Source organism: Flavobacterium sp. N2550, assembly GCF_025947265.1.
GTDB classification, from domain to species: Bacteria; Bacteroidota; Bacteroidia; order Flavobacteriales; family Flavobacteriaceae; genus Flavobacterium; species Flavobacterium endophyticum.
In genome coordinates, this window is sequence record NZ_CP110007.1 from 2507233 (window position 1) to 2531741 (window position 24509).

The following is a 24509-nucleotide window of genomic DNA, read 5'->3' on the forward strand; positions in this document are numbered from 1 at the left end:
ATAAAATATTTAAGAAATGAAAAGAGTCCGTCTTATTGCTACTTGTCTGTTTTACTTTTCAAGAGTGCTGGCGCTGCCGTATCTGGCAACGGCAGCATATTGTATTATTTGCTTTCTATTTCGTACTGATTCTCTACAGCCTATAGAAGATGGGAAGCGGTTTGTCATCACCTATCCCTTTACCGATACCCGTTTTTTGATTGGTGATGCCTATGAGTTTTATTACATTTTTGAAATGATTGCTTTTATAGCGTTGTATGGCATTTTCTTCTGGCTGCTGGGCAATATTTTCAAGACGTTCCGCGGAAAGAAATTGTTTACCCAACAGGGAGTAAGAAGGCTGAGCATCTTTTACCTGCTCAACTTTATCGTGCCGTTGCCTTTTTTGATCGGGCATATTGCTTATTCTTATGAGGTCGAAATACTCGTTAGCCTGTCGGTATTGCATTTTGTGCTTGGGGTATTTGCTTATTTCATGGCGGTAATATTCAAGCAGGGGCTCAATCTTCAAACCGAACAAGACTTATACATATAACCATGCCTATTATTATAAACATTGATGTAATGCTCGCTAAGCGGAAAATGCAAAGCAAGGAATTGGCCGAGATATTAGAAATAACTCCCGCCAATCTGTCGATTCTAAAAACAGGCAAGGCAAAAGGTATCCGTTTTGAATCTTTGGAGGCCATCTGCAAGGCGCTGGATTGCCAGCCGGGCGATATTTTGGAGTACAGAGAAGAATAACCATCAATAACCATGTAGCGTATAAAAAAAAACGCCCCTAAGAGGGTGCAGGAATCCTATTGTCTAAAATAATCAATCAAAAATCAAAAAAATGAACAGTTTACAAATCAAAAACTTGAGCAAGAAGTACGACAACGGCGTACAGGCCATGCAAGACATTTCGCTTGAAATCAGCAATGGCATTTTTGGACTGCTGGGCCCAAACGGTGCAGGCAAATCTACTCTTATGAAAACGATAGCCGGCTTGCAGGCGCCTGATAGCGGTGCGATTGTATTTAATTCGGTCGATGTGGTAGCCGATCCTGCCTTTATCAAGCAGCAGCTGGGCTACCTTCCGCAGGATTTCGGGGTCTATCCCAAAATCAGCGCGTATGATTTATTAGAGCATCTGGCGGTGCTCAAAGGTGTTGGCGGTAAAAAAGAAAGAAAGGAACAGATCTATGCGCTTCTCGAAAAGACGAATCTTTATGCAGACCGCAACAAGGCGGTAAGTTCTTTTTCGGGCGGAATGCGCCAGCGTTTTGGCGTGGCACAGGCCTTGCTCGGCAATCCGCAGTTGATTATCGTAGATGAGCCAACGGCCGGACTTGATCCGGAAGAACGCAATCGGTTCAATAATTTATTGAGCGAGATAGGCGAGCAGGTCATCGTGATCCTTTCTACGCATCTAGTAGAAGACGTACGTAATTTGTGTACCCAGATGGCCATCATCAACAAAGGAAAAGTACTGGCCCACGGCAATCCCGGAGCGTTTATCGACGAGCTGGAAGGGTGGATTTGGACCAAGGCTATAGAAAAGAATGAGCTGTCAGCGTATCAGGAACAGTTCCAAGTCGTTGCTACGCAGCTGAATGCAGGAAGACAGCACATCCATATTCTTTCTAAAGAGAACCCGCATCACGGCTTTGCCATGAAACAGACTGATCTTGAAGACGTGTATTTCGCCCAACTTTTTAATACGAAATAATATGTTTGCAGGTCTTTTACATTTTGACTGGATCTTTTTCGCAAAGAAAAAATCCTTCTTGGTACTGCTCGTTTTCTTTCTCGGATTCGGCTTGTTTACTTCTGTCGCGGCTAATTTTCCTTTTCCGGAAACCTATAAGAATTCGCCTTATGTGATCACGTATGTCATCGGCATTATGTCGCTGATGTGTATTTTTTCTGTCGCGCTGTTGGCGGCGCAAAGCTTGATGCGGGAAAAGGACGCGCATTTTGATTTGATTCTTTATGCTACGCCCATACAGAAAAGGTATTACCTGAGCAGCCGTTTCCTCGTGATTTTTGGTATTGCGGCTTTGATATTTGTATTGTACGTGACGGGACTGCTTGTCGGGCGCCAGTTGTTCAGCTCTCATGATGAGGAATTGGCAGCGCTTGACGTATGGAGCTACCTAAAGCCATTTCTAGTGCTTGCTGTGCCCAACATCTTGTTTTGCACAGGCGTACTGTGCAGCATAGGCGTATTGTCTAGAAACAGGATGGCAATCTATATCTCCGGACTCTTTATTTATTTTCTTTATTGGGGAATAGCAATGTTTTCTAATTCGCCGCTTATGGCCAGTGCCGCACCCGTATCGGCAGCAAGTATGGATGTCATGGCCAAGGTCGATCCTTTTGGTCTGTCGGCCTTTTTTGAGCAGACACAGTATTGGACAGCTGGGCAGCGTAATACGCAGTTGGTAACGCTAACCGGAAATTTCTTGTTCAATCGTATGGCTTACATGGCGGTGTCTTGCCTGCTGGTAGTCTTTGCTTATCGCAAGTTTAGCTTTGTAGTGGGGAAAGATAGAAAATCGGGTAAGAAAGCCAAGGAAGATAAGACTGTTCTTGACCTTGAATATATGCCAGTTCCAACAAAGAATAGCGGTGGTGCCTATAGCCTGAGGGCTGGGCTTAGTTTTGTAAAGATTGATATGGAATCAATTATCAAGAGTGTTTCGATATGGATTATTGTTCTCGGCTGGTGTTTCTTTTTCGGGATGGAGGTCATTGGTATCATCGATGCCGGAAGGCGCTTGCCAGAACGTTTTGCTACTTCGGGCTTGATGGTCAGCGAAATATTGAAGCTGTTTCCCATGATTGGCCTGATAGTCGTATTGTTTTATGGAAGCGAGATTTTCTGGAGAAGCCAAGGCGCGCGCTTTGATGCATTGGAAAACAGCAGTCCCGTTCCTAAGATGGCAGTCGTACTTTCAAAATGGCTTACGCTTACGTTCGTCCCGATGCTGTTGCTTTTGTGCAGTTGTCTTGTCGGTATAGGATTCCAATTGGCATTTGGTACAGAAGCTATCGACTTGGGACTGTATCTGTCCTTGTACTATCTGATTGGCCTGCCATTGTCGCTATGCGCTGCCTTGGTCATTACCATACATACGCTGTGTAAAAACAGGTATATCGGCTTGATGGTTTCTTCTGTGGTTTTGTTATTGACCAATACTTCTTTTGGAGGGCTTATCGGGCTAAAGCATCCTCTATTGCAATATGCCAATGCTTTTAAAGGGAATTATAGCGAAATGAACGGGTTTGACCTTTTTATAGACGCGTTTCATATCAAAATGCTCTATTGGTCGTGTATTTCGGCTATTGTGCTTTTTGCAGCGGTCCGATTCAGAAGGAAGAGTGTCCCATCAGGCAGGTCAAAAATAGGGCAGGCCCTCTTATTGGCAGGGTGCCTAGCGGGCGCATTACTTTCGGGAAGCATAATCTGGAAAGAGACGGAAATTCCTAAGAAAGAAGAGCGCAATGATTGGAAGCAGGCGTATGAGGAACGTTATAAAAAATTCAGCGAGCTCTTGCAGCCTACGGTAACGGATGTCAAGACTTCCATCGATCTCTTTCCTGAAAAAAACAGCTATGCTGTCACAGGAATGTACGTGTTAGCCAATAAAGGCGACCAAGCTATAGACTCTGTCTTGGTGTATGCTGACAAGGATATGCAATGGAGCCGTATTACTATCGAGAATGCCAAGCTCCTATCTGCCGACAAAGAATACGGGCATTATTGGTATAAATTAATAAAGCCACTGCAGCCTGGCAAATCAGCCAGCATGAAATTCGCTTTTGCCTATTCAGGTTCTTCGTTTAACGGTTTCAAGCAGTTTAGTACGATCCTGAAAAACGGCTCGTTTATCCGCATCAGTAACTTTTTTCCGCGATTCGGCTACATGGCCGATAATGAGATAGACGACCCTAGAGAGCGTGCCAAAAGGAAGTTACCGGCAAGGTCATTGGTATTGCCTTTGGAAAAGAAAAGGGAAACACCTTATGAGTACGGCTATATCAATCTCGATGCCGTGATTTCTACTTCTGGAAACCAGACGGCTATCGGTATCGGCGATCTGAAAGCCACGTGGCAAAAAGAGGGACGTAATTATTTCCAATACAAGACTCCGTCGCCTATACCATTCCGTTTTGCAGCTGCTTCGGCACGTTATGCCGTACAAAAGGCGAACTACCGAGGCATTGCGATTGAAGTCTATTACCAGCCCGGACATGAGCATAATATCGAGCATATTATCCGAAATGCAAAGCAGTCGTTGGAATACTGCGAGCAGCATTTTGGCAAGTATCCGTATGGCATGATCCGATTTGTGGAAATCTCTTCTTTTGTGAAAGGCTTTGCAGCTACGGCCTATCCTACAGGTTTCTTTATCAATGAATCGTTTGGTTTTCAGAATAATATCCGACAGGACCCTGAGAAAGACATATTGAACGAGCAGGTCAGCCATGAACTTTCGCATACGTGGTGGGGCAATGCGACCATCGACCCGGATTATAGGGAAGGAAGCAAGCTGCTGACAGAAACACTGGCGATGTATACCGAGTTGGTGCTCTATAGAAAAGCGTATGGCGATGAAAACATAGTGTCGCGCGTGCAGATACATAAAGATATTTATATGGAACAGCGTGCTTTTGCAGGAGAAGAGCCTTTGTATAAAGCCGATCCTTATAAGCCGTTCTTGGCGTATGACAAGGGAATGGTCGTCATGTACCAACTAGAACTGCTTCTTGGGGAAGAAAACATCAATAAAGCGCTTAGAAGCTTTCTTAAGAAATATGCTTATCCGAATCAGCCGCCTATTTCTTTAGATTTGATAGACGAATTGTATGCGGTGAGCGATAGTACACTTCATCCTAAAATTGATGAGCTGTTCAAGCAGATTATCACCCATGACTTGCAGGTGGACAAAGTGTCTTACCGTAAGACAAACGAAGGAATATATGAGCTGGAAATAGCCGTTATTGCCAAAAAGTACAAGGAAGACGGAAAAGGCAAAAAAGCAACCCTGGTTTTTGATGAACCCATAGAAATCGATATCTATCTTGAAGATGGAAAAAAACAGCGCGTTATCCTGCCACAGGGACAGAACAAGCTAAAAGTCCGTGTGGCTAAAAAACCGACTAAGGTCGTACTGGATCCGCGGATGAGGTTTATGGAGGCTGTCTTGGAGGATAATGAACAAACTTCTTTTATGCCTCTACTGCAAGGAGGTTTTTAGATTTTCTATGAAAATGCAATAGCTTGATATGGCGGTTGAAAGAAAGAGTTTAGTACCCCTTAAAAATCAATATATCAAGCTATTGTTATTCATATGATAGTTCTTATTAAAGGACACGGCAGATCTTGCCGTGTTTTTTATGCTTTATTTTTTCTCTTCTTTCGATTTGGTTTTTTCTTTTGTTTTTGTTCACAAACTCCACAAGTACCTCCTTCTTTAGCACAATGCCTACATCCGCTACAATTCTTACAAGCACTGCAATATTCGGCTCCGCTACATCCTCTTCTTTCGCAAGAAGCCAATAATACTTTAGGCTTTGTCTGTGCTATCAAAGATGTGGAGGAAAGGTATAAAACAAGGCCTAAAATTATCGTTTTTAAAAGATGTTTTGGATTTAGTGACATAGTAATTGTTTTAATAATAGTAGTATTCCTGGCAAGGCAAAAAACAGGATACATCCGTTGTTTTTAGCTTTAAAATTTTTTTGATAAGAAATTCCTGAAATTCCCGTTCTGATAGAATATCCCTTATTGCTTATTGTGCCTTTTCTTGTTCTTAGGCTTGGATAAATACCTGATTTGCTGATATTGATTCCTAGACCTCCGTATAGCTTGATTCTCTTCTGGAAACGAAAACTCATAACATTATATGATTATATAGATGCTTTGAAAAGGGCTATTTCATTTTAGGAATAGCCCTTCTTAATTATTAGGCGTACTGAATTAGTTGCCAAGTAACACCTTGGTTATTGTAAGGAGGAAAAGTTTCTCCTTCCGATAAAGGAATAGTTGTGGAAGGCACGCTTAATGCCTTCCAGATTCCTGATTCAGGGCAGGTTTGTCCTGTAGTTCTAGTTGTTCCTAACGGTAATTTTGACATACATAAAAATTTAACGATTATTAGTCACAAATGTATAATCAAGAAAAAAGAGATATATGAGAAAAACCGCAGTCTTTGGTAATAATTTTTGTAACTATATATCAGTCCAGAGTAAAAAACACAAAAAATATTGATAAGTATATACAAGTTTACACTTTGCCATAAAATTCAAGAGTAATTTTATAAGTAACTTCGGTAAATACTTTACTCATCACATTCAATCGTTCATCTAAGTTCAGGACTAATATAAAAAGACAGCTATCATCTTCTCGAGAAACAAATAAAAAAGCCCTCACAAAAGGGCTTAATCATTTTTAGTGACTTCTAGGAGATCTTCTCTTATGAGATTTGACTGTTGTTCCGTTTTTCTTTTTGTAACTCTTGACATGCACAGTCTTTTTTCTCTGTTGTGCCCCTTTAAAAAAGGCTTCAGAAGTTTCGGTGATTTTTAGAGGCTCGAATGTCTTGGCATTTCCACCAAAGCAGAAGAAGGACACTAAAAGCAATAAGAATAATTTTTTCATAATAAAGCATTAAGAGGTTATTAATCAATGTAATGTCCAAATATAAATGTTTGGTTATCAAAATATTTAAGGGAAACCGCATTCTTATTTTTTAAAATCTATCCTAATATTAGCTAGGCTAGTCCAAAACATTAAAATAAGCCTATATTATTCCCATGTCTTTCGCAATAGATATCAGGTGTATAGTATTACTTGCTTCAAAGTAATTCTTTAATTTGATAATGCGTTTTTCGATGGTGCTCTTGCTATTGGGAACAATGCCTAATTCTTTAAATTTGACATCCATGCTTTCTTGCTTTACGCCTAAGGAAAGCCATCGTATTAGCTCGATATCATAATTATCGATCTCATTTATTGTCTTGTCTTTAAGAATATGAATTAGATCAGGAGCAAGAAATTTATCAGTACCATTATTTACATTTTGGATTGCTTTTTTAAGCTCAGGCATGCTATTTCGGCCTTTTATGACGAATCCGTTTACATGATGTTTGAGAAATAATGCTTGTATCCTGTAAGGCTTGTCTTCAATTGAGAATACGATGATTTTGATTTCTGGAGTAATTTTTTTTATGGCATCGATTAATTCTTCGCCGCATTTAAGCTTTTCTTCCTTATGATCGACTTTTTTAAAAGACAAATCGGTAATCAATAAGTCAAAAGGAACATCGTCAAATAGGGCTCTTTTAATTTTTAGTAGGGCATCATCACAATATTTTGCATAATGAATGTCTCTAATTTCCAGCTCTTCAAGAACTTTTACGGCCGCGATATCATTAAGGTCTATGTCATCAACTATTAGCGCTTTTTTATACATAACAAGATTAATTTGGAATCGTAATTTTTACCTTGAAACCTTTTTCTGTTTCTGTATCAAAAGTAATTACTCCGTTTATTGCTTTTATGCGGGTTTCCGCATTTTGAAGGCCATTTTTTAAGCTTAATTTATTAGAAAAGCCTATGCCATTGTCAGAATATTTGATTTGAAGAGCATTTTTTATGGTTTCAAAACTGATCACAACAATAGTGCTTTGGCTATGTTTTTTCATATTAACCATCAGTTCTTGTAGAACCCTAAACACGGCAACTTTGCTTGTTGAAGGCAATTTTGCCCAATTGATTTCAGGGCTGTTTTTTATGATGACTTTCAAGCCTCCGTTTTCATAGTTGACAAGCATCTGTTTTAGTTCGGAATCAAAATCTTCTCCTGTATCAATCGAACTGTTTTCTCTTGAAATATTTCGGGCATTGCCGTATATCTTATCAAGATTGTCTAACAGCAGTTCTTTTTTATTTGGGTTTTCCAAATTTTGGGTTTCTGCAAAGGACATTACTTGGAATACATCATTTGCTAATTCATCGTGCAATTTTTTTGAAATACGGGTTTCGGTATCATATACAGCTTTTATGCCTCTTTGTCTTTCTATTCTGTTTTTGTTTTGTAAATATTTCCATATGACTATAATCAAAAATATAAGAAAGAGAACGCCAAAGAATGATAGTATTGATTGGTTTGTTGCTTTTTCGATTTTTAATAAGTCTTCTGCTTTTTCATCACTTAACTTTTGATTATAATCTTTTATTTTTTTTAAATCATATCTAAGTTTTGCATATCTGTTCTTATCAGACTCTCTGATTTTGATGATACTATCATTTAATTTAAAAAATAAGTGAGCATATTTTCTCGCGTCTTTTTCATAGTCACTAATCATTAAAAATGATAATGCTTCCAATCTCTCATCAATACTTTGAAATTTAGTAGCATTTTCATAGGCCATTTTTGCATATTCATTCGATTGTCGAGGATTACTTTTTTTATAATAATCGGTTAGATGCAAATAGCTTTCGATACTTCCATAAGAATCATCTATCTTATTTCGCATCATCAAAGCTTCATCCATTAAGTAAATACCTTTTGCTTTATTTCCAGATTTATAGATAGCATATCCTAGATTATCCATATATCTTGCTTTTTTATCTGGAAAAGCATTATTTCCTAAAGCCCTGTTCTTGAGTATTTTTTCCAAGATTGGAATAGCTTTATCGTATTCGCTAGCGGCCATATATGTTATAGCCATATTATTAAATAAAGATAGTCTAGCAAGAGAATCTTTTGTACGGCTTAATATTTTTTTATAACCTTCAATGGCTTCATCATAACGGCCAGCCTCTTTAGCAATAATTCCATAATAATTTTCTATTGCCGATGTATAACTCTCATTTTTTTGCAAGTTATATTTTTCAGCTTCTGTTAGCATCTCTTCACTAGCATTATATTCGCCAGCTTTCTGCAATATACCAGCCATCTGAATTAAATTATAGGTAATATTTCCTATCGTATCTTTTTCTTTTATAAATGATTTTTTTGATTCGTCGTAATAATAGAAGGCGCTATCATATTTTTTAGAATTATAAAATCTATCAGCCTTCTCTTGCCATACCTTAGCTTGTTTTGCACCAGCTGTTTCTTGAGAATGCGTTGTAGTAGTACTAACGCCTTGTCTTTTTTCACAAGAAAAAAAGAAAAAAAGGAGTAAAATAAAAAACGGGGAACGCACCATAAAAGTTACTTTCCCCGAAATTACTAATTAATTATAAATTACCTATTTAATCATGGTTTTTTTGGTGGTGGAGTGATGATAATCGGATCATCACCTGGACCATCGCCAGTTCCAGTTCCAGGAGGCTGGAGCGTATCTCTTGCAGCTACTGGATAATTTAAACTAGTATCTTTAATTTCATTGTCATCAGAAGAACAAGAAACTACGGCAGAGCCCATTGCTGCTATAACAGCAAATAAAAGTATTTTTTTCATTTTTAAATAAGATTAAGGATTAAACATGGGCCTGCCTGTCCAGATCTTTCTGAATGTTTTTATGGCAGGCCAAAGTGTTATGGGAAGTGCAGTAAGCTTGAACTATAAAAATGAATTATACTTCCCGGATAATTATTTTTACGGTTTTCCGCATTACTGTTGCAGAAGTAGTTTTGTACATTTGTTTCTATCGCGAATAGAACAAGAACTAATTCTGAAGCAAAGGAAGTTTGTTTTTTGCCTAGCATTTATAAGGAATTCCTGTAATTCCCGCAATGCCACAAGACTCCCAAAAGTTCCTTATAAATCCCCCTCAGTTTATGAAAAAAGATATTTTAGAAGAGTATAAAAAAGCCATAAAGGCAAAGTATGAAGAAGAAAAAAACGGTATGTATTCTAGTTTTTTAATCAATCCATCTCGCGGACAATTAAAAGATTTGTGTTGGGAGATTTTCAAGAATAATTCAGATATCAATGACTTGAAGAGCTTCTCTATTTTCTTAGGATTTGATTTTAGTCCGACAGCTTTAGGAGGTAACAAACTGAATAAAGTCAAAGACAAGTTTAGGCCTATTGAAACTTTTTTTAAGGGAGAAACTGACCTAGCTAAGATAGATGCAGCCGATATGGCAGCAATTTTAGTTGATTTTAAGCAAAGACCATTATCAAAGTATTCAAGAAGTTATAATGATGGAAAAAGGACAGAAGATTCCAAAGTAAAAAAGAAAGCGCATATTGAACTTCAGAATGAACCGATTGAAATAATAGATGATGTTATTATGCCGAACTATTTGATAGATTCCAATAATAATCTTGGGCATAATCATTCAAGTGGTTTTTTGATAAGAAAAAAATGGTCTGTCTATTTTGTGTTGGCAATTTTTATTATTGGAGGCATATTTATGATGTCACAGCAAGAAGAAAAAGACTGTATGGAATGGAGAGGAGATCATTACGAAGCTGTCGATTGTTCTTCGGAATCATTTGGTATAGTGAACACTAAAATTCCGATGGATCCACAGCAGTTTAAATTGAGAAAACTGAAACCTTTAGAAGCCAAAAGAATTCATTATTCCAAAAGAAAACCGGGAATTTGGTATGAGAAGACTAATGGTGATGTAGAATTTTTTAATGGTCCTGGTTATCATCCAGAAAATCATGAATACTTGAAAGTTGCTACTGATCTTATAATTAATAAATACACAGAGTAGTTTGATGCCAAGTTTATAGCAAATGAGTCATACTACTGCCGTAGAAAATATAAAGGCGTAAAGGCTCATAAAAATCAACATATCAAGCTATTGCTATTTCGCTGATAACCCTTACCTTTATGTCATTGCTATCAACTAATACTTGCGGACTATGACAAACGACATTTATCAGATCAAAAAACTACTGACTACAAAAAATGGCACTTTTACGTACTACAGCTTACCGGAAATGGAGAAGCAGGGATACAATATCGAAAAGATGCCATTTTCTATAAGAATACTGCTAGAGAATACACTTCGTAATTTTGATGACTTCGCGATAACGCGCGAAAACATAGAAACTCTGCTCAATTGGAAGCCGGAAGCTTCTGATAAAGACATTCCTTTTAAGCCTGCACGCGTGCTGATGCAGGATTTTACAGGCGTTCCCGCGGTTGTAGATATTGCTTCGCTTAGGGCAGAAATAGCGCGAAAAGGGAAAAATCCAGACGAGATAAATCCTCTGATTCCTGTAGATTTGGTTATTGACCATTCAGTACAGGTCGATTATTTTGGCACGGAATATTCCTATGAACGCAATATGGATGAAGAATACAAGCGCAATAAAGAACGCTACCAATTCTTAAAATGGGCACAGCAGTCGTTTAGTAATTTCAGCGTCGTTCCACCGGGTATGGGCATCTGCCATCAAGTAAATCTTGAATATTTGTCAAAAGGAGTCATTGAGCGCAACGGCGAGATCTTTCCGGATACGTTGGTCGGAACCGACAGCCATACGCCGATGGTCAACGGAATAGGCGTTATTGCTTGGGGTGTCGGAGGAATAGAAGCCGAGGCCGCCATTTTAGGTCAGCCGATTTATTTTATCATGCCAGAAGTAATAGGCTTGCGCCTGACGGGAAAAATCCCGCTAGGCTCTACAGCAACAGATATGGTATTGACTATTGCTGAATTGCTGCGTAAGTATGGCGTCGTAGGAAAGTTTGTAGAAGTTTTCGGTCCGGGATTGGACAATCTTTCAGTTCCCGACAGGGCAACCATAGGCAATATGTCGCCTGAATTTGGTTGTACGGTTACCTATTTCCCTATAGACGACAAGACGCTGGAATACATGCGCATGACAAACCGTTCTGAAGAACAAGTAAAGCTGGTAGAAGACTACTGCAAAGCTAACCTGTTATGGCGTACGGGCAATGAGTCGATTACCTATACGCATATTTTAGAATTAAATCTTTCAACGATAGAACCGACAGTTTCAGGTCCGAAAAGACCTCAAGATAAGATACTGCTCAAAAACTTTCCGGCCACCTTTGCCGACGTTCTGCACCAGTCTTTCGGACGCAAATACATCAAGCCGCAGGAACAGCTGACGCGCTGGTTTGCCGAAGGAGGAAGCTCGCTGCCTATGAAGACTGAGACGACGATGGTACCGGATACAAAAATTGAAGGGAAAATTGAAGACGGGATGAAAATCGTTACCGTCACCGTCGGACAGGAACAGTTTATGCTTTCAGACGGCGCGGTCGTTATAGCGGCGATAACATCCTGTACGAATACGTCCAACCCGTATGTGATGATCGGTGCAGGGCTGGTAGCGCGCAAGGCGAGAGAGCACGGACTGAATGTAAAACCTTGGGTAAAGACTTCTTTAGCACCCGGTTCTAAGGTCGTGACCGATTACTTGATCAAGGCTGATTTATTGGACGACCTGCAGTCGATGAAATTCCATATCGTAGGATACGGCTGTACTTCCTGTATCGGAAACTCGGGACCGCTTCCGGCGCATATTGCCAAGGCGATTGACGAACATGACTTGGTTATGGCTTCGGTACTTTCAGGGAACCGAAATTTTGAGGCGAGAATACATCCGCAGATTAAAATGAACTTCCTGATGTCGCCGATGCTGGTCGTTGCGTATGCGATAGCAGGGCGTGTCGATATCGACTTATTGAATGAGCCAATCAGCTATGACCCGAACCAGCAGCCAGTTTATTTAAAAGATATCTGGCCTAGCGATGACGAGATCAATACGATCATGAGCTCGGTGCTTTCTCCGAAACAGTTTGCCAACAGCTACGGGACTATTTTTGAAGGAAACGCGATATGGCAGAATCTGGAAGTTCCTAATGAGAAAATATATGTGTGGGACGAGCAGTCGACCTATATAAAAGAGGCTCCTTTCTTTAAGAACCTGCCAGAGCATCCGCAGCCTTTAAGAGATATTGAGAATGCCAACGTGCTGCTGTCTTTAGGCGACAGTATCACGACCGACCATATTTCGCCTGCGGGTTCGTATGGCGAACAGTCTGCAGCAGGAAAGTACCTGTTGAGTCGAGGGGTAGAAAAAGCAGATTTTAACTCCTATGGTTCCCGCCGTGGGCATGATGAAGTAATGATTCGAGGTACTTTTGCCAACGTGCGTATCAAAAACAGGCTGGCAGATCGCGAAGGCGGCTATACCAAATATTTGCCGACTGGCGAAGAAATGAGCGTATACGATGCTTCGGTGAAGTATAGAGAAGCTAAGATACCTTTGGTGATATTGGCTGGAAAAGAATACGGCAGCGGTTCTTCGAGAGACTGGGCAGCAAAAGGAACGTTCTTGTTGGGTGTAAAAGCCGTATTGGCCGAAAGCTATGAAAGAATCCACAGAAGCAATTTAGTGGGAATGGGCGTGCTGCCTTTGCAGTATAAGGACGGTGAGAATGCAGAAAGCCTCGGACTCACAGGCAGCGAGCAATTTACGATAACGGGCATTGCGGAAGACATCAAGCCTCTAAAAGAAGTAGAAGTTACGGCACTGCGAAAAAACGGCGAGAAGATACAGTTTAAGGCTATTGCCCGATTGGACTCTAAGATCGAAATCGAATATTACAGGAACGAGGGCATCTTGCAGTATGTACTGCGCCAGTTCTTGCAGAAATCATAATGCATTGTTTTGAGAAAAAGAAAAGCGAAAAGATAGTAGTTATCTTTTCGCTTTTTTAGTTTATTATTTAGAATATCGCTTTACAGCATCTCATTAATTTCTGCAGCAGCAGGCTCTACTTTGCTATAATGCGGCTTTTTGATGGTTAGCTTGTAGACACGCCACATCAAGATGATACTGATGATCGAAATGACGACAATCACATAACCTACGGTATTGTAATGTTCTAGCGGACTGCCTTTGCTTTTCTGCGTAACAATCATCCCTGCGACTGCTGCGGCAATACCGCCCGCAATCTGCTGCAAGGAAGAGTTGATGCTCATAAATGCACCACGGTCTGACATTTCGGGTACGGCGCTGGTCAATGCCGATGAAGGAATCATACGGCTCATGATCCCGATCATCATCATGATATTCAAGGCCATAACGATGAGCAGCGGCGTGACGCCTAGGTTGGTATAGATCACGCAGATAATCATCATCCAGACAGAAGCTGCAGCGAATATGGTAAACTTGTTGACTTTGTCGCTCAGCTTTCCGATTATCGGCATCACGACCAGAGAGCTGATGCCAGAAACCATAAGCAGCATAGTCAGCTGGTTGTAATTCACGCCGAGGTTGTTGACGGCAAAGGCACTTCCGAAAGGCATCATCATAAAACCTCCGATTGAAAGCAGGGCAGTGGCCGTAAAGGCGATACGGTAGTCGCGTTTGGAAACGGTATGCCACAAGTGGGCGAACGCGGACCTGTCATGCTGCAGCGCAAGATGTGCCGTAAGCGGTTTCAGGTAAATAGCTATGGCAATAGCAATAAATATGCTAAGGATGGCTACCATCCAAAACGGAGCTTCCCATTTCCAGAGCGTTGCGATATAGATGCCTATAGGCACGCCTAGAACCTGGCTTGCGCCAAAGCCCATTTGGATGAATCCCATGACGCGGCCGCGCTGCTGCAGGGCAAACAGGTCAGTGATGATAGCCATAGAAATAGAGCCGATAACGCCGCCGAAGAGTCCGGTAATGATACGGGCGGCTACCAATACGGCATAGCTTTCTGCAAGACCGCAAAAGATGGTGCCTCCTATAAATCCGATGTAGAAGAAAAGCAGCAGCTTTTTTCGGTCAAACTTATCGGCAAAGCCAGCAGTCAGCAGTCCGGAGAGTCCGGCGCTAAAGGCATAGGCCGATACGGCAACACCAAAGGCAGACGGTTTTAGGTCTAGGGATTTCATCAGCATATCGCCTAGGGGCGACATGACCATAAAATCGAGTATGACCGTAAACTGCGTTATGGCCAGTATAAAGATTACAAATTTTTGATAGCCTGTAAAGGGCATGGATTGTTGTTCGTTCATTTTTTGATGAATTGATGATTAGTAATGGATTCTTGGCGAGTAACGGTATTATTTCTTAAGGGCTTTTAATGCGAGATCAAACGTCTGCCATAAAATTTCATCGGTGAGCTTGAAAGGCCTGCCGCCCATGCTTTTTCCTTCGTTGTGGAAACGGATAAGGTTATACAGCGGGGAAAAGGCGATAGACCAATAGACTTCAAAAGGCATTTTGTCGATTTCTCCTCTTTGGATGATGTTGTGCATGAACTTGCCTACTACGGTCTTGAATTCCTTCAGAAAGGAAGCCAGGAATTCTTGCTGGTAGGAAGAGCTGCGGAGCTGGTCGAAAAAGAGCGACATCATCGGATTGTTGATGGAATAGTTACAGCGGTTTTCCCATTGTTTCCGCAAGCCTTCTTCTAAAGACATTTCGGGGTCAAAATCGGCAATCATGGCAGTACCCATTTTGTTTCCTTCTTCAACTGCAATCGTAATGATGAGGTCGTCGCGGTCTTTGTAATAGATGTACAGCGTAGCTACGGATATGCTGCAGGCTTTGGCTAACTTGTTCATACTAAAGCCTTCAAGACCATGCGTAACGATAAGTTCGATTGCTTTTTCCTTGACTAGCTTTGTCTTTTCCTCGTCCCTGATTCTCATGGTGCAAATATAAATGAATATTCATTCACTTATGAAATGGTTGGAAAATTATTTTTGTAGTGGATAGGGGAGAGTTGATAGTTGATAGTTGAAAGTTGGAAGGGAAAAATCTAAAATCAAAAATCTAAAATAAAAAGCCCGTGCATAGCTGTCGACAGAATAGCGTCGACAGCTAGACGGGACAGTTCTTCTTAGAGCGAATAGTTGAGGTTGAGCGACCATCTGTAGTTGGCTTCGACTCTTCCGCCGGTAAGGTTTTGGTTGATGGGCAGCATGGTGCTTAGGCCGAGAGAGAATTTCTGGAGTCCTAGCTCGACGCCCATCTTTCCGAAGAGGATGTCTCCGGCGGTCAGTGGCACGTCTTCGCCGTGGTCTTTGTTCTCGTCGTATTTTTCTCCTGCCAGTCCTAATTGGGGCACGATGTCCAGATTGTCAATCTTTGTGCTGTAGAACAGGGTCGCGGCATAATTGAATTGGTTGCCAAACTGGTAGTTCTTTTCGTTCTCTGTCTTGAAGACATAGTTGACCGTGGCGTTTAGTCCGAGGTTGTTCTTTTTGACCGTATATTCCGAAGCGAGTGTATAATCCCAGCTACCAGTACCCAGCTGGAAGCTCGGATTAATACTGCCGTTATTGGCGCTGTCGTATTTTCCCGTAGGGGCTTTTACTCCGGCACCGAGCTGGAATTTATGGAACACCGTAGCGCTGTCGCTCTTGGTTCCGAAAAGGGTATAGAAGCCCATCAGGGTAATGTCGCCCAGCCCGTCGATGTTTTCTTTGCCCGTGGCTTTTTCGCGGTTGTTGAAATGGTACGGGACTAAGGCCATGACTTCAATCCGCTCTGTAATAGGCACTCGAGCCCAGAGCTGTGCGGTATTGAAATTCTCGTCAATCCACGGAGAGTTGTTAAAGACGCCGTCGCGACTCTTGTAGCTTTGGTGGATGTAGCGTATGCCGACGAAATTGCTGTTGAGCATAGAACTGAATCCCATGCTTCCGCCATTGGCCGAGCAGCCGCAGGCATCGCAGTCTTCTTCCAGCAGGGCGACGTATCTGCGGAACGGATTGTCAATCGAATCTTTTTCGCTACTTGCCTCGGCTGCATTCAGGGCAAGGATTGAGACTGCGAGCGTAAGAATTATTTTTTTCATCTGTTTGTCTTATGAATTAAAAAAGGCTTTCGGGTTTTTAGGTTCGAAAGTAGAATAGGGGATTGCTGACGAATTCTTCGTCGGTCAATGTCTTCAAGAAAGCAATGATGGCTTCTTTTTCCTGCTGGTTCAAAGGAATTCCGAGCGTAGGATGCTGCTGTAGCAAAGGGTCGAGATTCTGCGTGTTTTGTACTCCCGAAGCGTAAAAATTCAATACCGACTGTAGGGAGCCGAAACGGCCATCGTGCATATAAGGCGCAGTCAATGCTACGTTTCTTAGGCTGGGTACTTTAAACTTGTAGCGGTCATAAGCAAATCCGGTAACTGTTTCCCTGCCGAGGTCGTTCAGGTTGGGATTCGGCGGCAGGCCGTTGTTGCGGAACTTGTTATCGGTGAAAAGGTCGGTCGCATGGCAGGTGGCGCAGTTCGTCTGAAAGAGCGCGCGTCCTTGCAGTTGTTGGGTACTGAGCGTGCCGCCAGCTTCGTTGCGGACGTATTTGTCGTAGCGTGAATTGGCAGAAACCATCATTGTCATAAACTGGCCCAATGCCTTGAGCATGTTGCCGGAGCTGACTTCTTTGTTGGCGAAGGCTTGGCTAAAGAGCTTTACATACACAGGGTCTTGCTTGAGCTTGAGCACGATGCTTTCGAGGTTTTCGTCCATTTCTACCGGATTGTGTATCGGCACGATAGAGAGCATCTCTAGGCTGCTGGAAGCGCCGTCATAAAAGTATTCGCCTTGGAACGCCATGTTCTGTACGGCAGGCGCGTTGCGGAGTCCTTCGAGGTTGTCGACGCCGTGGCTGAAATCATGTCCGTGGTGCGTAAACGCAGAAGCCTGTTCGTGGCAGAAGGAGCAGGAAACAGTTCCGTCTCTAGACAGCCTGCCGTCGTAAAAAAGCTTCCTGCCGAGCTCGAATCCCTTTTGGGTCGGGGCATTGTAGCTGATGTCTTGTACGGGTTCTGGAAAATTAGCCGGAATGATAAAATCTAAGGGCTGGTCGATCTCGATGTATTCGCCGTTATCGTCTTGGCACGAGAGTACCGATAGGATACTGAGAAAATATACTATTTTTTTCATTGGTAAAGTTTTAGGGCCGGAAGGTTTCCGGATTGTGCATGCTAAAGGACAGCCAGCCTAAAATCATCTAGGCTGGTTCCTTATAAAAGCATTTTGTTTTTGCCTAGTGGTGCGTCCCCGCTCCGTTATGCACGTGGTCTACAGTGAACATCTTTTTAGTGTTGTTGGCAATCGTGATAAGGTTTTCGCCCGCCATGATGCTTGCTGCGGTTCCGGCACCGTTCAGGTTGTGGTGCAGCTCGATCTTGGTGTCGCCGTCAAGAATAATGTTGGCATCTGATTTTAGGTGGATGTTTGGCATTTCTCCTTCTCTCACGCGTGCCGTAGTCGGCAGGTTCAAGACTACTTCTCTATAGTTGTCTGTAGCCGTGTTGCTGCCTTGGTGAATCATAAAGCCTCTTGATGTAGTATCGCTGCCATGAGCAGGGTCTACGGTAAAAGTACCCTGGCAGTTGATAAAGCGGTATCCTGTAGACCATGTCCAGGTCATGTTATTGGCAAAGGCAAGGTCCCAGAAGCTCTGCTGTGCGGTTTCGCCTTGCAGGTAGCGCTGCTGGTCAACGCCGATACCAAACTTGATCTTTTTATAATCGCCAGCAGGCACGTTCTCTAGGTGCACCGTAAACTGTCCGGTTTCTTCGTTGATGATAAAATAGCTTTCGTTTTTAGGGTAGGTAAACTCAGAGCCGTCTTCTTTTATCAATACAAAGTTGCTTACGATATAGGTGAAGCGTTCAAAGACAAGAGTCTCTCCGTTGGAATTGGTATAGGAATTTCCGAGCGTCAGGGCATCTCCGGCAACGCCGTTGTCGAAGAACAGTTCTACGTCGCCAGACGTTCCGTCGGCAGGAGCCGAGCCGTTATCGTCGCTGCTGCACGAGTTGATAAATAGGGATAGGGCAAGAAGGCCCGCTATGTTTTTTAAGCGTGATTTCATGATGTATTTTTTAAATTTGTTATAGGATGAGGCTGCTCCGGAATGGGTTTCGGAGTACAGCGTTCAGAAACGGGCTGCTATCGCAGCATTTCTGCAAATCGTATGGAAATTTAAGAAAGGGGAGGACGGAAGATCGATCTGCTATCCAGATGGCTGTAGAGGTTTGGATAGAAGATGTAGCGACTACGATCTGCCAATGGAAATACTTGAGCTTCGAGCCCGAAATCTACGATTTCTTCAAAAAACAAAATGTGGCTTTCTGAGGCTGCCGCTCTTTTTTCGTGAGACTGTTCACCGTCTTCTTGAGAGGATTTGGCAAGTTCCTTCATCAGGTGGCATTTTCCGTTACACTTCAACTCCGGCTTGTCCTTGTTGATGCAGAGTACGGTTGCTATGTAGTCGTAATCAATAGCATACTCAATCACAGGAAGCACGGGCTTCAGGAGCATAAACAATGCAAATATGGATGCCATTTTTTTCACCCTGCGAATTTACGGAAACGAATTCAAAAAACGGCAAGATGTAGCGACTAAAAAGAGGATAATTTTTACAATTATAAAGCATCAAATCGTTCAGTTTCAAGTTGAGGGATGCCAATAAGAAGTTGAGCAGTGAATATAAGAACTTGAGCAGTGAATATAAGAACTTGAGCAGTGCATATAAGAAGTTGAGCAGAGCCTATAAGAACTTGAGCAGAGCATATAAGAACTTGAGCAGTGCATATAAGAAGTTGAGCGGAGCCTATAAGAAGTTGAGTAGAGCATATAAGAACTTGAGCAGTGCCAATAAGAACTTGAGCAGAGCCTATAAGAAGTTGAGCAGAGCCTATAAGAACTTAAGAAGTACTTATAAGAACTTTAGGAGAGTGAATAAGAAGCCTATACCTAATAAAGGAAATAGGAAATTGTTAACTCTCATAAAGTTCTCTTTATAAACTTTGCGGGTTCTAACTTTCGTAAATATAAGGAATCTCAAAAACAACTTTGGCACCTTCAATCATTCCGTTTGAGGCGATCAGATTATCGGTCTGCACTATAAAATCTTTGTTTTTGGTGTACGAAACCAAGCGTTCTTTGGTAATGGTCATGGCTAGCGATTTGTGATTGCTTGATTGGGTGCTAGTACCAAAACCTTTGCCGTTATCTGTTACTTCAAAAAACAGCTTGTTTTCTTTCAGATAGAAATGAATAGCAATTTTTCCATTTTCCAAAGTGTTGCTCAGTCCGTGCTTGATGGCGTTTTCAATAAACGGCTGGGCTAACATCGGCGGCAAGAATATCGATTCGGTATCGATTTCTTTTTCTACCAGAATCGTAAATTTGAATTTGTTCTCATAGAGCAGCTGCTGGATAGAAAGGTAGTTTTCAATCATTTCTAGTTCTTCTTCTAGCGATATGTAGTTTTCATTGGAGTTTTCAAGTATTTGCCTTGTCAGTTTTGAAAATTTGCCCAGATAAACCACCGCTTCGTCGTTCTGCTTGTTATCGATCAGGCTTTCGATGTTCTGTACCGAATTGAATATAAAATGGGGGTTCATCTGGGTGATGAGCAGCTTTTGCTTGATTTGGTTTTTTTCTAAAACCGTAATGGCTTGTTTCTGCTTATTGTTTCGGTAGTAGAAATAAGCACCGAGCAAAAAAAGCAGGAATACAGAAGAAACGGCAATCAGCCAGTTATTTTTAACGGCCGTTTTCTTTTCAGAATCTAGCTTGATGGCGGCTACTTTTTTACCTTGAGCGAGTTTCTGGTTCAGCTGTTTTTTTTCAAAATCATAGACTAACTGTTGTTGGGCTAATTTGTTTTTTGAGGTTTCTAGAGCCGCTTTCTTTTGGGCTTCGAGCTTGACGGCTGTCACTTTCTTTTGCTGTTCCAGTGTAACTGCCGCTAATTTCTTTTGCTGGAGTATTTTTTGCTGCAGTTCTTTTTTCTCAAATTGGTATTTGAGTTCCTGCTGCGCCAATTCGTTTTTTGAGGCTTCTAAATTTGTAGAATCTTTTATTACGATGTTCGCCTCATGCATTTTTAATGATTTTTCATACTGTCCGCTCTCTTTATAAATTTTGTATAGCAGGGAAGTGATACCCGACTGCGAATTGATGTTTTTATTTTTTTTTGCCAGGCTGTAGCTTAACTCACCATACTCTGCCGCTTTATCATAGTTTTTATTTTTGTAATTAATGCGTGCAGCACTCCCGTATACTCCTTGTTTTGAAATGTCATCATTGCATAACTCTAAGGCTCTTTTTAAATAATCTTCCGACTCCGCTGGTTTTCCCAATTCACTGGAGGATTGAGCCAATTGTACTAAAATTATCGATTCTGCCTGCGGATCTTTATTCTTTTTGATATAGTAGTACGCTTTTAGAAAATGGTTATGGGCTTCGGTAAAGTTTTTAAGACGGGTATAAGATGTGCCTATGTTATTATGGATTACCGCTAAACTATGGCGGTCTGATTTTCTTAATTCTGACTCTGGGACATCAAAATAGGGCAATGCTTTTTTTAGATGAACAATAGCTTTATTCCAGTCTTGCTGGGCTATACAAGCGGTTCCTATTTCCATATTTACGGTTGATATTCCGTTTTCATTATTAATGCTTTCGTAGAATTTTAATGCTTCAAAAAAGTATTTGAACGTATTTGGCCAGTCGGCAATATGGCGGTAGTACGCACCTTTACCAACTATTGCTAATGCCATAGGCTTGTAGTCTTTTGACTCTTTCCAATACTTTATAGCTTCATCAAAGTGGATTGGCGCATTTTTGTTGCCCTCACTTGTTTCTTTTTTTGCGGTATTGTAGTAATACACACCCGCAGCAAATTGGTATTTTCGCTTTACTTTTGGGTGAAGTTTCGGCATTGCCAATCCTTTAGTAAAAACAGGAAGCAACTGATTGAAGTAGGCCACATGAGGTTTGCTCAACATGATTGTGTTATCCATACCCGCAATAATTGTATTAATGCGTGTCGTATCACTAATCTTGCGATTGGCTAATATCGTTTCTATCGAATCAATTGTTTTATTTTGGGAATAAATAGGGAGGATGCTAAAGAAAAGGAGTAGAAAAGGTACTAAAGGCCTGCGGTTTAACATAAATGTGGGGGTTGTGGTTAATAAAAAACGGAGGTAAAAGTAATTAATTGATAGGATAAATGAAAGGCAATATCTGCGAATAGATCTTTCACCTTCGGTTATAAAGAAAATGGGCGCAAGAAACGTAACGAAAAACCCCTTCTGTACAAAGGGGTTTAGTTATCAAAATGAATAGCTCTTTACAATCTGTTCAATTCCTCAGAATTGCCCGACTGGCGTTCTTTCGTCTTAAGATTGCTGTTGCCAAAACGGTACGTCAATGAAAAACGTATGCGTTGCGTGTCCCAAACATTTTTAAATTCCTGGGTTACCCCATACATTTTCTGTTTTGAATATTCACGTCCGTTAAAGATATCGGTTCCGCTAATGCCCAGTTCTAATTTTTTATCAAGCATCTGGTATTTTACCGTAGCATAAAATTTGGCATACGGTTTTAAGCTTGAATTCTGGAACGTTTCCCCAAAATTCTGGAAATAGCTAAGGCTCATGAAAAACGTCTTGTTTTTATTTAATGTAAAATCATTGGTTGAGAAAAAAGACGTAGAGGTTCCCTTATTCCTTTTGTCAGAAACGACAATGTCTGATTCGGAGTAGCTGAAATTAAGATTGTTCACGCTGGTCCACCACGGTGTCGGTTTTGCCGTATAACTCTGCGTAAAGCTAAGCATGTCTTCGTTGACATAATTCATCCAGATATAATTGTTCTGTTTTGTATCCGGATTTAATATAGAAGCTTGGTTTACGCCATCTTTCATGCTTGAAAAACCGATTCGGGAATCGAATGTCTTATACGTAAAGGTCACTTCAAAATTATGCGTAAATGACGGCTTCAAAAACGGGTTTCCTTCATTGTAGCTAAATTCGTTGTTGATCGTACGGAAAGGATTCAGGCTTTCGTAGCTCGGACGGCGGATGCGGCGCGAATAATTGAACCCAAGACTTTTTTCTTCTGTAAACTGATGCAGTACATACACTGTAGGAAACAATTTCAGGTAATCATTGGTATGGCGATTATTGGCTTCTCTCGAAAATCCATCCGTTTGGGTAGCTTCTAAGCGTAGGCCTAACTGGATATTCCATTTTTCATTGAACTTTTTGCTTCCCGAAATATAAAGTGCTTCATTCTTTTCAGTGTATTCGAAATAATTCGACAGGTTGGTATCGTATACCATTTCGCCATTTTCGTCTTGCTTAAAGGCATTAATCAGGTTGTCTGATTTTGAATTGGAAAATCGGGCGCCAGCCGTAAAATCAGCTATTTTGGTTGGCAATTCGAAATCTACTTTGACGGATAGATTTTGTATTTTGATGTCTACATCATTGATACCTGCATGCTCAGAGTTGGCAATCAGTTCGTTTGCCGGCGTATAGTTTGCGTAGGCATATTCATTGAAAGTTGGCGTGTGGTAGTTTACAAAATCAACATCCACCATCACTTTTTTGCCCAAAGTATCCAATTTATATTCTGAGTATATATTGTAAATCTGCTGATAAGTCTTATCGTTTGAGGCCGCATTATTCTTCATAAACTGCTGGATATTGCCTCCTTTTTGATCAAAAAGAGTCGTAAGCTGTGGCTGCGAATCGGTAAACTTAGAAGCATAGGAAGAAACTTTGGTACCAATCGTCCATTGTTTTGTCAGCTGATAATCCAGAGACAATTGTCCGTTTACATAACGATTTTTACCGTCAGAGCCGCTCTCATTCTTCCAAAAAGCATCTGGATAATAAATATCATTGTCCCAATTGATTAAAGAGCGTCGTATTCCTGTAGAAAGAGAGCTTCTTAATGTCAGCTTATTCTTTTGCAGGTTGAATGCCGTATTGTACTGCTGCGTATTTCTTCGTCCACGCTGATACGCTCCGCCTGCTAAAGCATTCCAGCTGTCTTTCTTAACTTTTTTAGTAACTATATTGATGATACCGCTGTTGCCTTCGGCCTGATATTTGGCTGGCGGCGTAGTAATCACTTCAATTTTTGCCAAATTGGAGGCGCTGATACTTTCGAGATAATTCATCAGTTCCGCCTGTCCCATATAAGTAGGCTTGTCGTCGATTAAAACCATAACCGAATTTTTACCCGAAATACTGATGCTTTCTTGTGTTACGGTAACACCCGGCGTGGTTCTAAGGGCATCTATAGCTGTACCTCCTGTAGATGAAGTCGCATTGGCTACATGATAAATAAATCGGTCTGCTTTGCGTTCCATCAGTTTTTTAGGAGCCTCGATTACTACCTCGTCCAGCTTGGTGTTGCTTTCAAAGGAAATCACTCCTAAATCGATATCGTTTTTTACTGCCAGCTCTTGCTTGTGCACCGCTTTATCAAAATATAAAATTTCTAAGCGGTAATCGCCTGTTTGTGCTTTTAAGGCAAAAGAACCGTTTTCGGCAGTCTTGCCTTTAATAGTATCTTTGGCTATTAATAAGACATCATAAAATGCTGCCGACCCGCCGTTGGCTTGCGCTATGCCTTTTACTTCATGCGTCTGTGCAAAAAGAGAAGTAGTAATTAAAAATGTGATCCAAATTAAAAAATGTGCTGGTGTTTTCATGGTGTATTATTTTTCAGCAAATCTTCGACTTTTACTGTTTTTATTTTTTTTATTTCGACCAGCGCGATAAAAAATCCGACCAATAGGTTGGTCGGA

General features: G+C 41.2%; 21 protein-coding genes. 6 read left to right on the forward strand and 15 right to left on the reverse strand.

Translation table 11 applies throughout. The annotated features are described in order from the left end of the window. The first annotated feature begins 16 nt into the window (after positions 1–16). The 4 genes from OLM56_RS11060 (at position 17) to OLM56_RS11075 (ending at position 5246) form a co-directional block, all read left to right on the forward strand. Positions 17–535: a DUF2975 domain-containing protein gene (locus OLM56_RS11060; RefSeq protein WP_264527004.1), complete on the forward strand. Its 519-nt coding sequence runs from the start codon at positions 17–19 to the stop codon at positions 533–535. A 2-nt stretch (positions 536–537) separates the two neighbouring features. After that, positions 538–744, forward strand: coding sequence for a helix-turn-helix domain-containing protein (locus OLM56_RS11065; protein WP_121376395.1), 207 nt, complete (start codon positions 538–540; stop codon positions 742–744). A gap of 91 nt (positions 745–835) precedes the next feature. Further along, positions 836–1711, forward strand: a complete 876-nt coding sequence (locus tag OLM56_RS11070) for an ABC transporter ATP-binding protein (RefSeq protein WP_264527005.1) — start codon at positions 836–838, stop codon at positions 1709–1711. A gap of 1 nt (position 1712) precedes the next feature. Further along, on the forward strand, positions 1713–5246 hold the full coding sequence (locus OLM56_RS11075) for an ABC transporter permease/M1 family aminopeptidase (protein WP_264527006.1): 3534 nt from the start codon (positions 1713–1715) through the stop codon (positions 5244–5246). Positions 5247–5383: 137 nt separating this feature from the next. Here OLM56_RS11075 and OLM56_RS11080 read toward each other — a convergent pair whose 3' ends face one another. From OLM56_RS11080 to OLM56_RS11110, 7 genes are all read right to left on the reverse strand, one after another. Further along, positions 5384–5650, reverse strand: coding sequence for a hypothetical protein (locus OLM56_RS11080; RefSeq protein ID WP_245982533.1), 267 nt, complete (start codon positions 5648–5650; stop codon positions 5384–5386). After that, positions 5641–5886 carry a DUF4236 domain-containing protein gene (locus tag OLM56_RS11085; RefSeq protein WP_121376392.1) on the reverse strand — a complete coding sequence of 82 codons (246 nt, stop codon included), beginning with the start codon at positions 5884–5886 and terminating at the stop codon, positions 5641–5643. Before OLM56_RS11085 ends, OLM56_RS11080 begins: the two co-directional genes overlap by 10 nt. A gap of 68 nt (positions 5887–5954) precedes the next feature. Next, the gene (locus OLM56_RS11090) at positions 5955–6125 is read right to left on the reverse strand and encodes a hypothetical protein (RefSeq protein ID WP_264527007.1); all 171 of its coding nucleotides are present in this window, start codon (positions 6123–6125) and stop codon (positions 5955–5957) included. Positions 6126–6439: 314 nt separating this feature from the next. Next, the gene (locus OLM56_RS11095; RefSeq protein ID WP_121376391.1) at positions 6440–6649 is read right to left on the reverse strand and encodes a hypothetical protein; all 210 of its coding nucleotides are present in this window, start codon (positions 6647–6649) and stop codon (positions 6440–6442) included. A gap of 142 nt (positions 6650–6791) precedes the next feature. After that, a complete protein-coding gene (locus tag OLM56_RS11100) occupies positions 6792–7463 on the reverse strand; it encodes a response regulator (RefSeq protein WP_121376390.1) in 672 nt (223 codons plus the stop codon). 7 nt (positions 7464–7470) lie between these two features. Then, positions 7471–9207, reverse strand: a complete 1737-nt coding sequence (locus OLM56_RS11105; protein ID WP_264527008.1) for a tetratricopeptide repeat protein — start codon at positions 9205–9207, stop codon at positions 7471–7473. Between the two features lie 50 nt (positions 9208–9257). Next, positions 9258–9461, reverse strand: a complete 204-nt coding sequence (locus OLM56_RS11110) for a hypothetical protein (protein ID WP_264527009.1) — start codon at positions 9459–9461, stop codon at positions 9258–9260. Positions 9462–9781: 320 nt separating this feature from the next. Between OLM56_RS11110 and OLM56_RS11115 the strand changes: the two genes are divergently transcribed. Beyond that, positions 9782–10672 (forward strand): hypothetical protein, encoded by an 891-nt coding sequence (locus OLM56_RS11115; RefSeq protein WP_147406614.1) that lies wholly within the window; start codon positions 9782–9784, stop codon positions 10670–10672. A gap of 151 nt (positions 10673–10823) precedes the next feature. After that, positions 10824–13601 (forward strand): aconitate hydratase AcnA, encoded by a 2778-nt coding sequence (gene acnA, locus OLM56_RS11120; protein ID WP_264527010.1) that lies wholly within the window; start codon positions 10824–10826, stop codon positions 13599–13601. An 80-nt stretch (positions 13602–13681) separates the two neighbouring features. Here acnA and OLM56_RS11125 read toward each other — a convergent pair whose 3' ends face one another. The 8 genes from OLM56_RS11125 to OLM56_RS11160 form a co-directional block, all read right to left on the reverse strand. Then, the gene (locus tag OLM56_RS11125) at positions 13682–14956 is read right to left on the reverse strand and encodes an MFS transporter (RefSeq protein ID WP_264527011.1); all 1275 of its coding nucleotides are present in this window, start codon (positions 14954–14956) and stop codon (positions 13682–13684) included. A gap of 48 nt (positions 14957–15004) precedes the next feature. Next, on the reverse strand, positions 15005–15595 hold the full coding sequence (locus OLM56_RS11130) for a TetR/AcrR family transcriptional regulator (RefSeq protein WP_264527012.1): 591 nt from the start codon (positions 15593–15595) through the stop codon (positions 15005–15007). Between the two features lie 191 nt (positions 15596–15786). Continuing rightward, on the reverse strand, positions 15787–16746 hold the full coding sequence (locus tag OLM56_RS11135) for a transporter (RefSeq protein ID WP_264527013.1): 960 nt from the start codon (positions 16744–16746) through the stop codon (positions 15787–15789). A gap of 37 nt (positions 16747–16783) precedes the next feature. Next, on the reverse strand, positions 16784–17827 hold the full coding sequence (locus OLM56_RS11140) for a cytochrome-c peroxidase (RefSeq protein ID WP_264527014.1): 1044 nt from the start codon (positions 17825–17827) through the stop codon (positions 16784–16786). A 103-nt stretch (positions 17828–17930) separates the two neighbouring features. Further along, complete coding sequence (locus OLM56_RS11145) at positions 17931–18764, reverse strand: MbnP family protein (protein ID WP_264527015.1); 834 nt, start codon at positions 18762–18764, stop codon at positions 17931–17933. 110 nt (positions 18765–18874) lie between these two features. Next, complete coding sequence (locus OLM56_RS11150) at positions 18875–19237, reverse strand: hypothetical protein (RefSeq protein ID WP_264527016.1); 363 nt, start codon at positions 19235–19237, stop codon at positions 18875–18877. Between the two features lie 473 nt (positions 19238–19710). Continuing rightward, on the reverse strand, positions 19711–21705 hold the full coding sequence (locus OLM56_RS11155; protein WP_264527017.1) for a tetratricopeptide repeat protein: 1995 nt from the start codon (positions 21703–21705) through the stop codon (positions 19711–19713). 332 nt (positions 21706–22037) lie between these two features. Further along, positions 22038–24413, reverse strand: a complete 2376-nt coding sequence (locus OLM56_RS11160; protein WP_264527018.1) for a TonB-dependent receptor domain-containing protein — start codon at positions 24411–24413, stop codon at positions 22038–22040. Positions 24414–24509 lie beyond the last annotated feature (96 nt).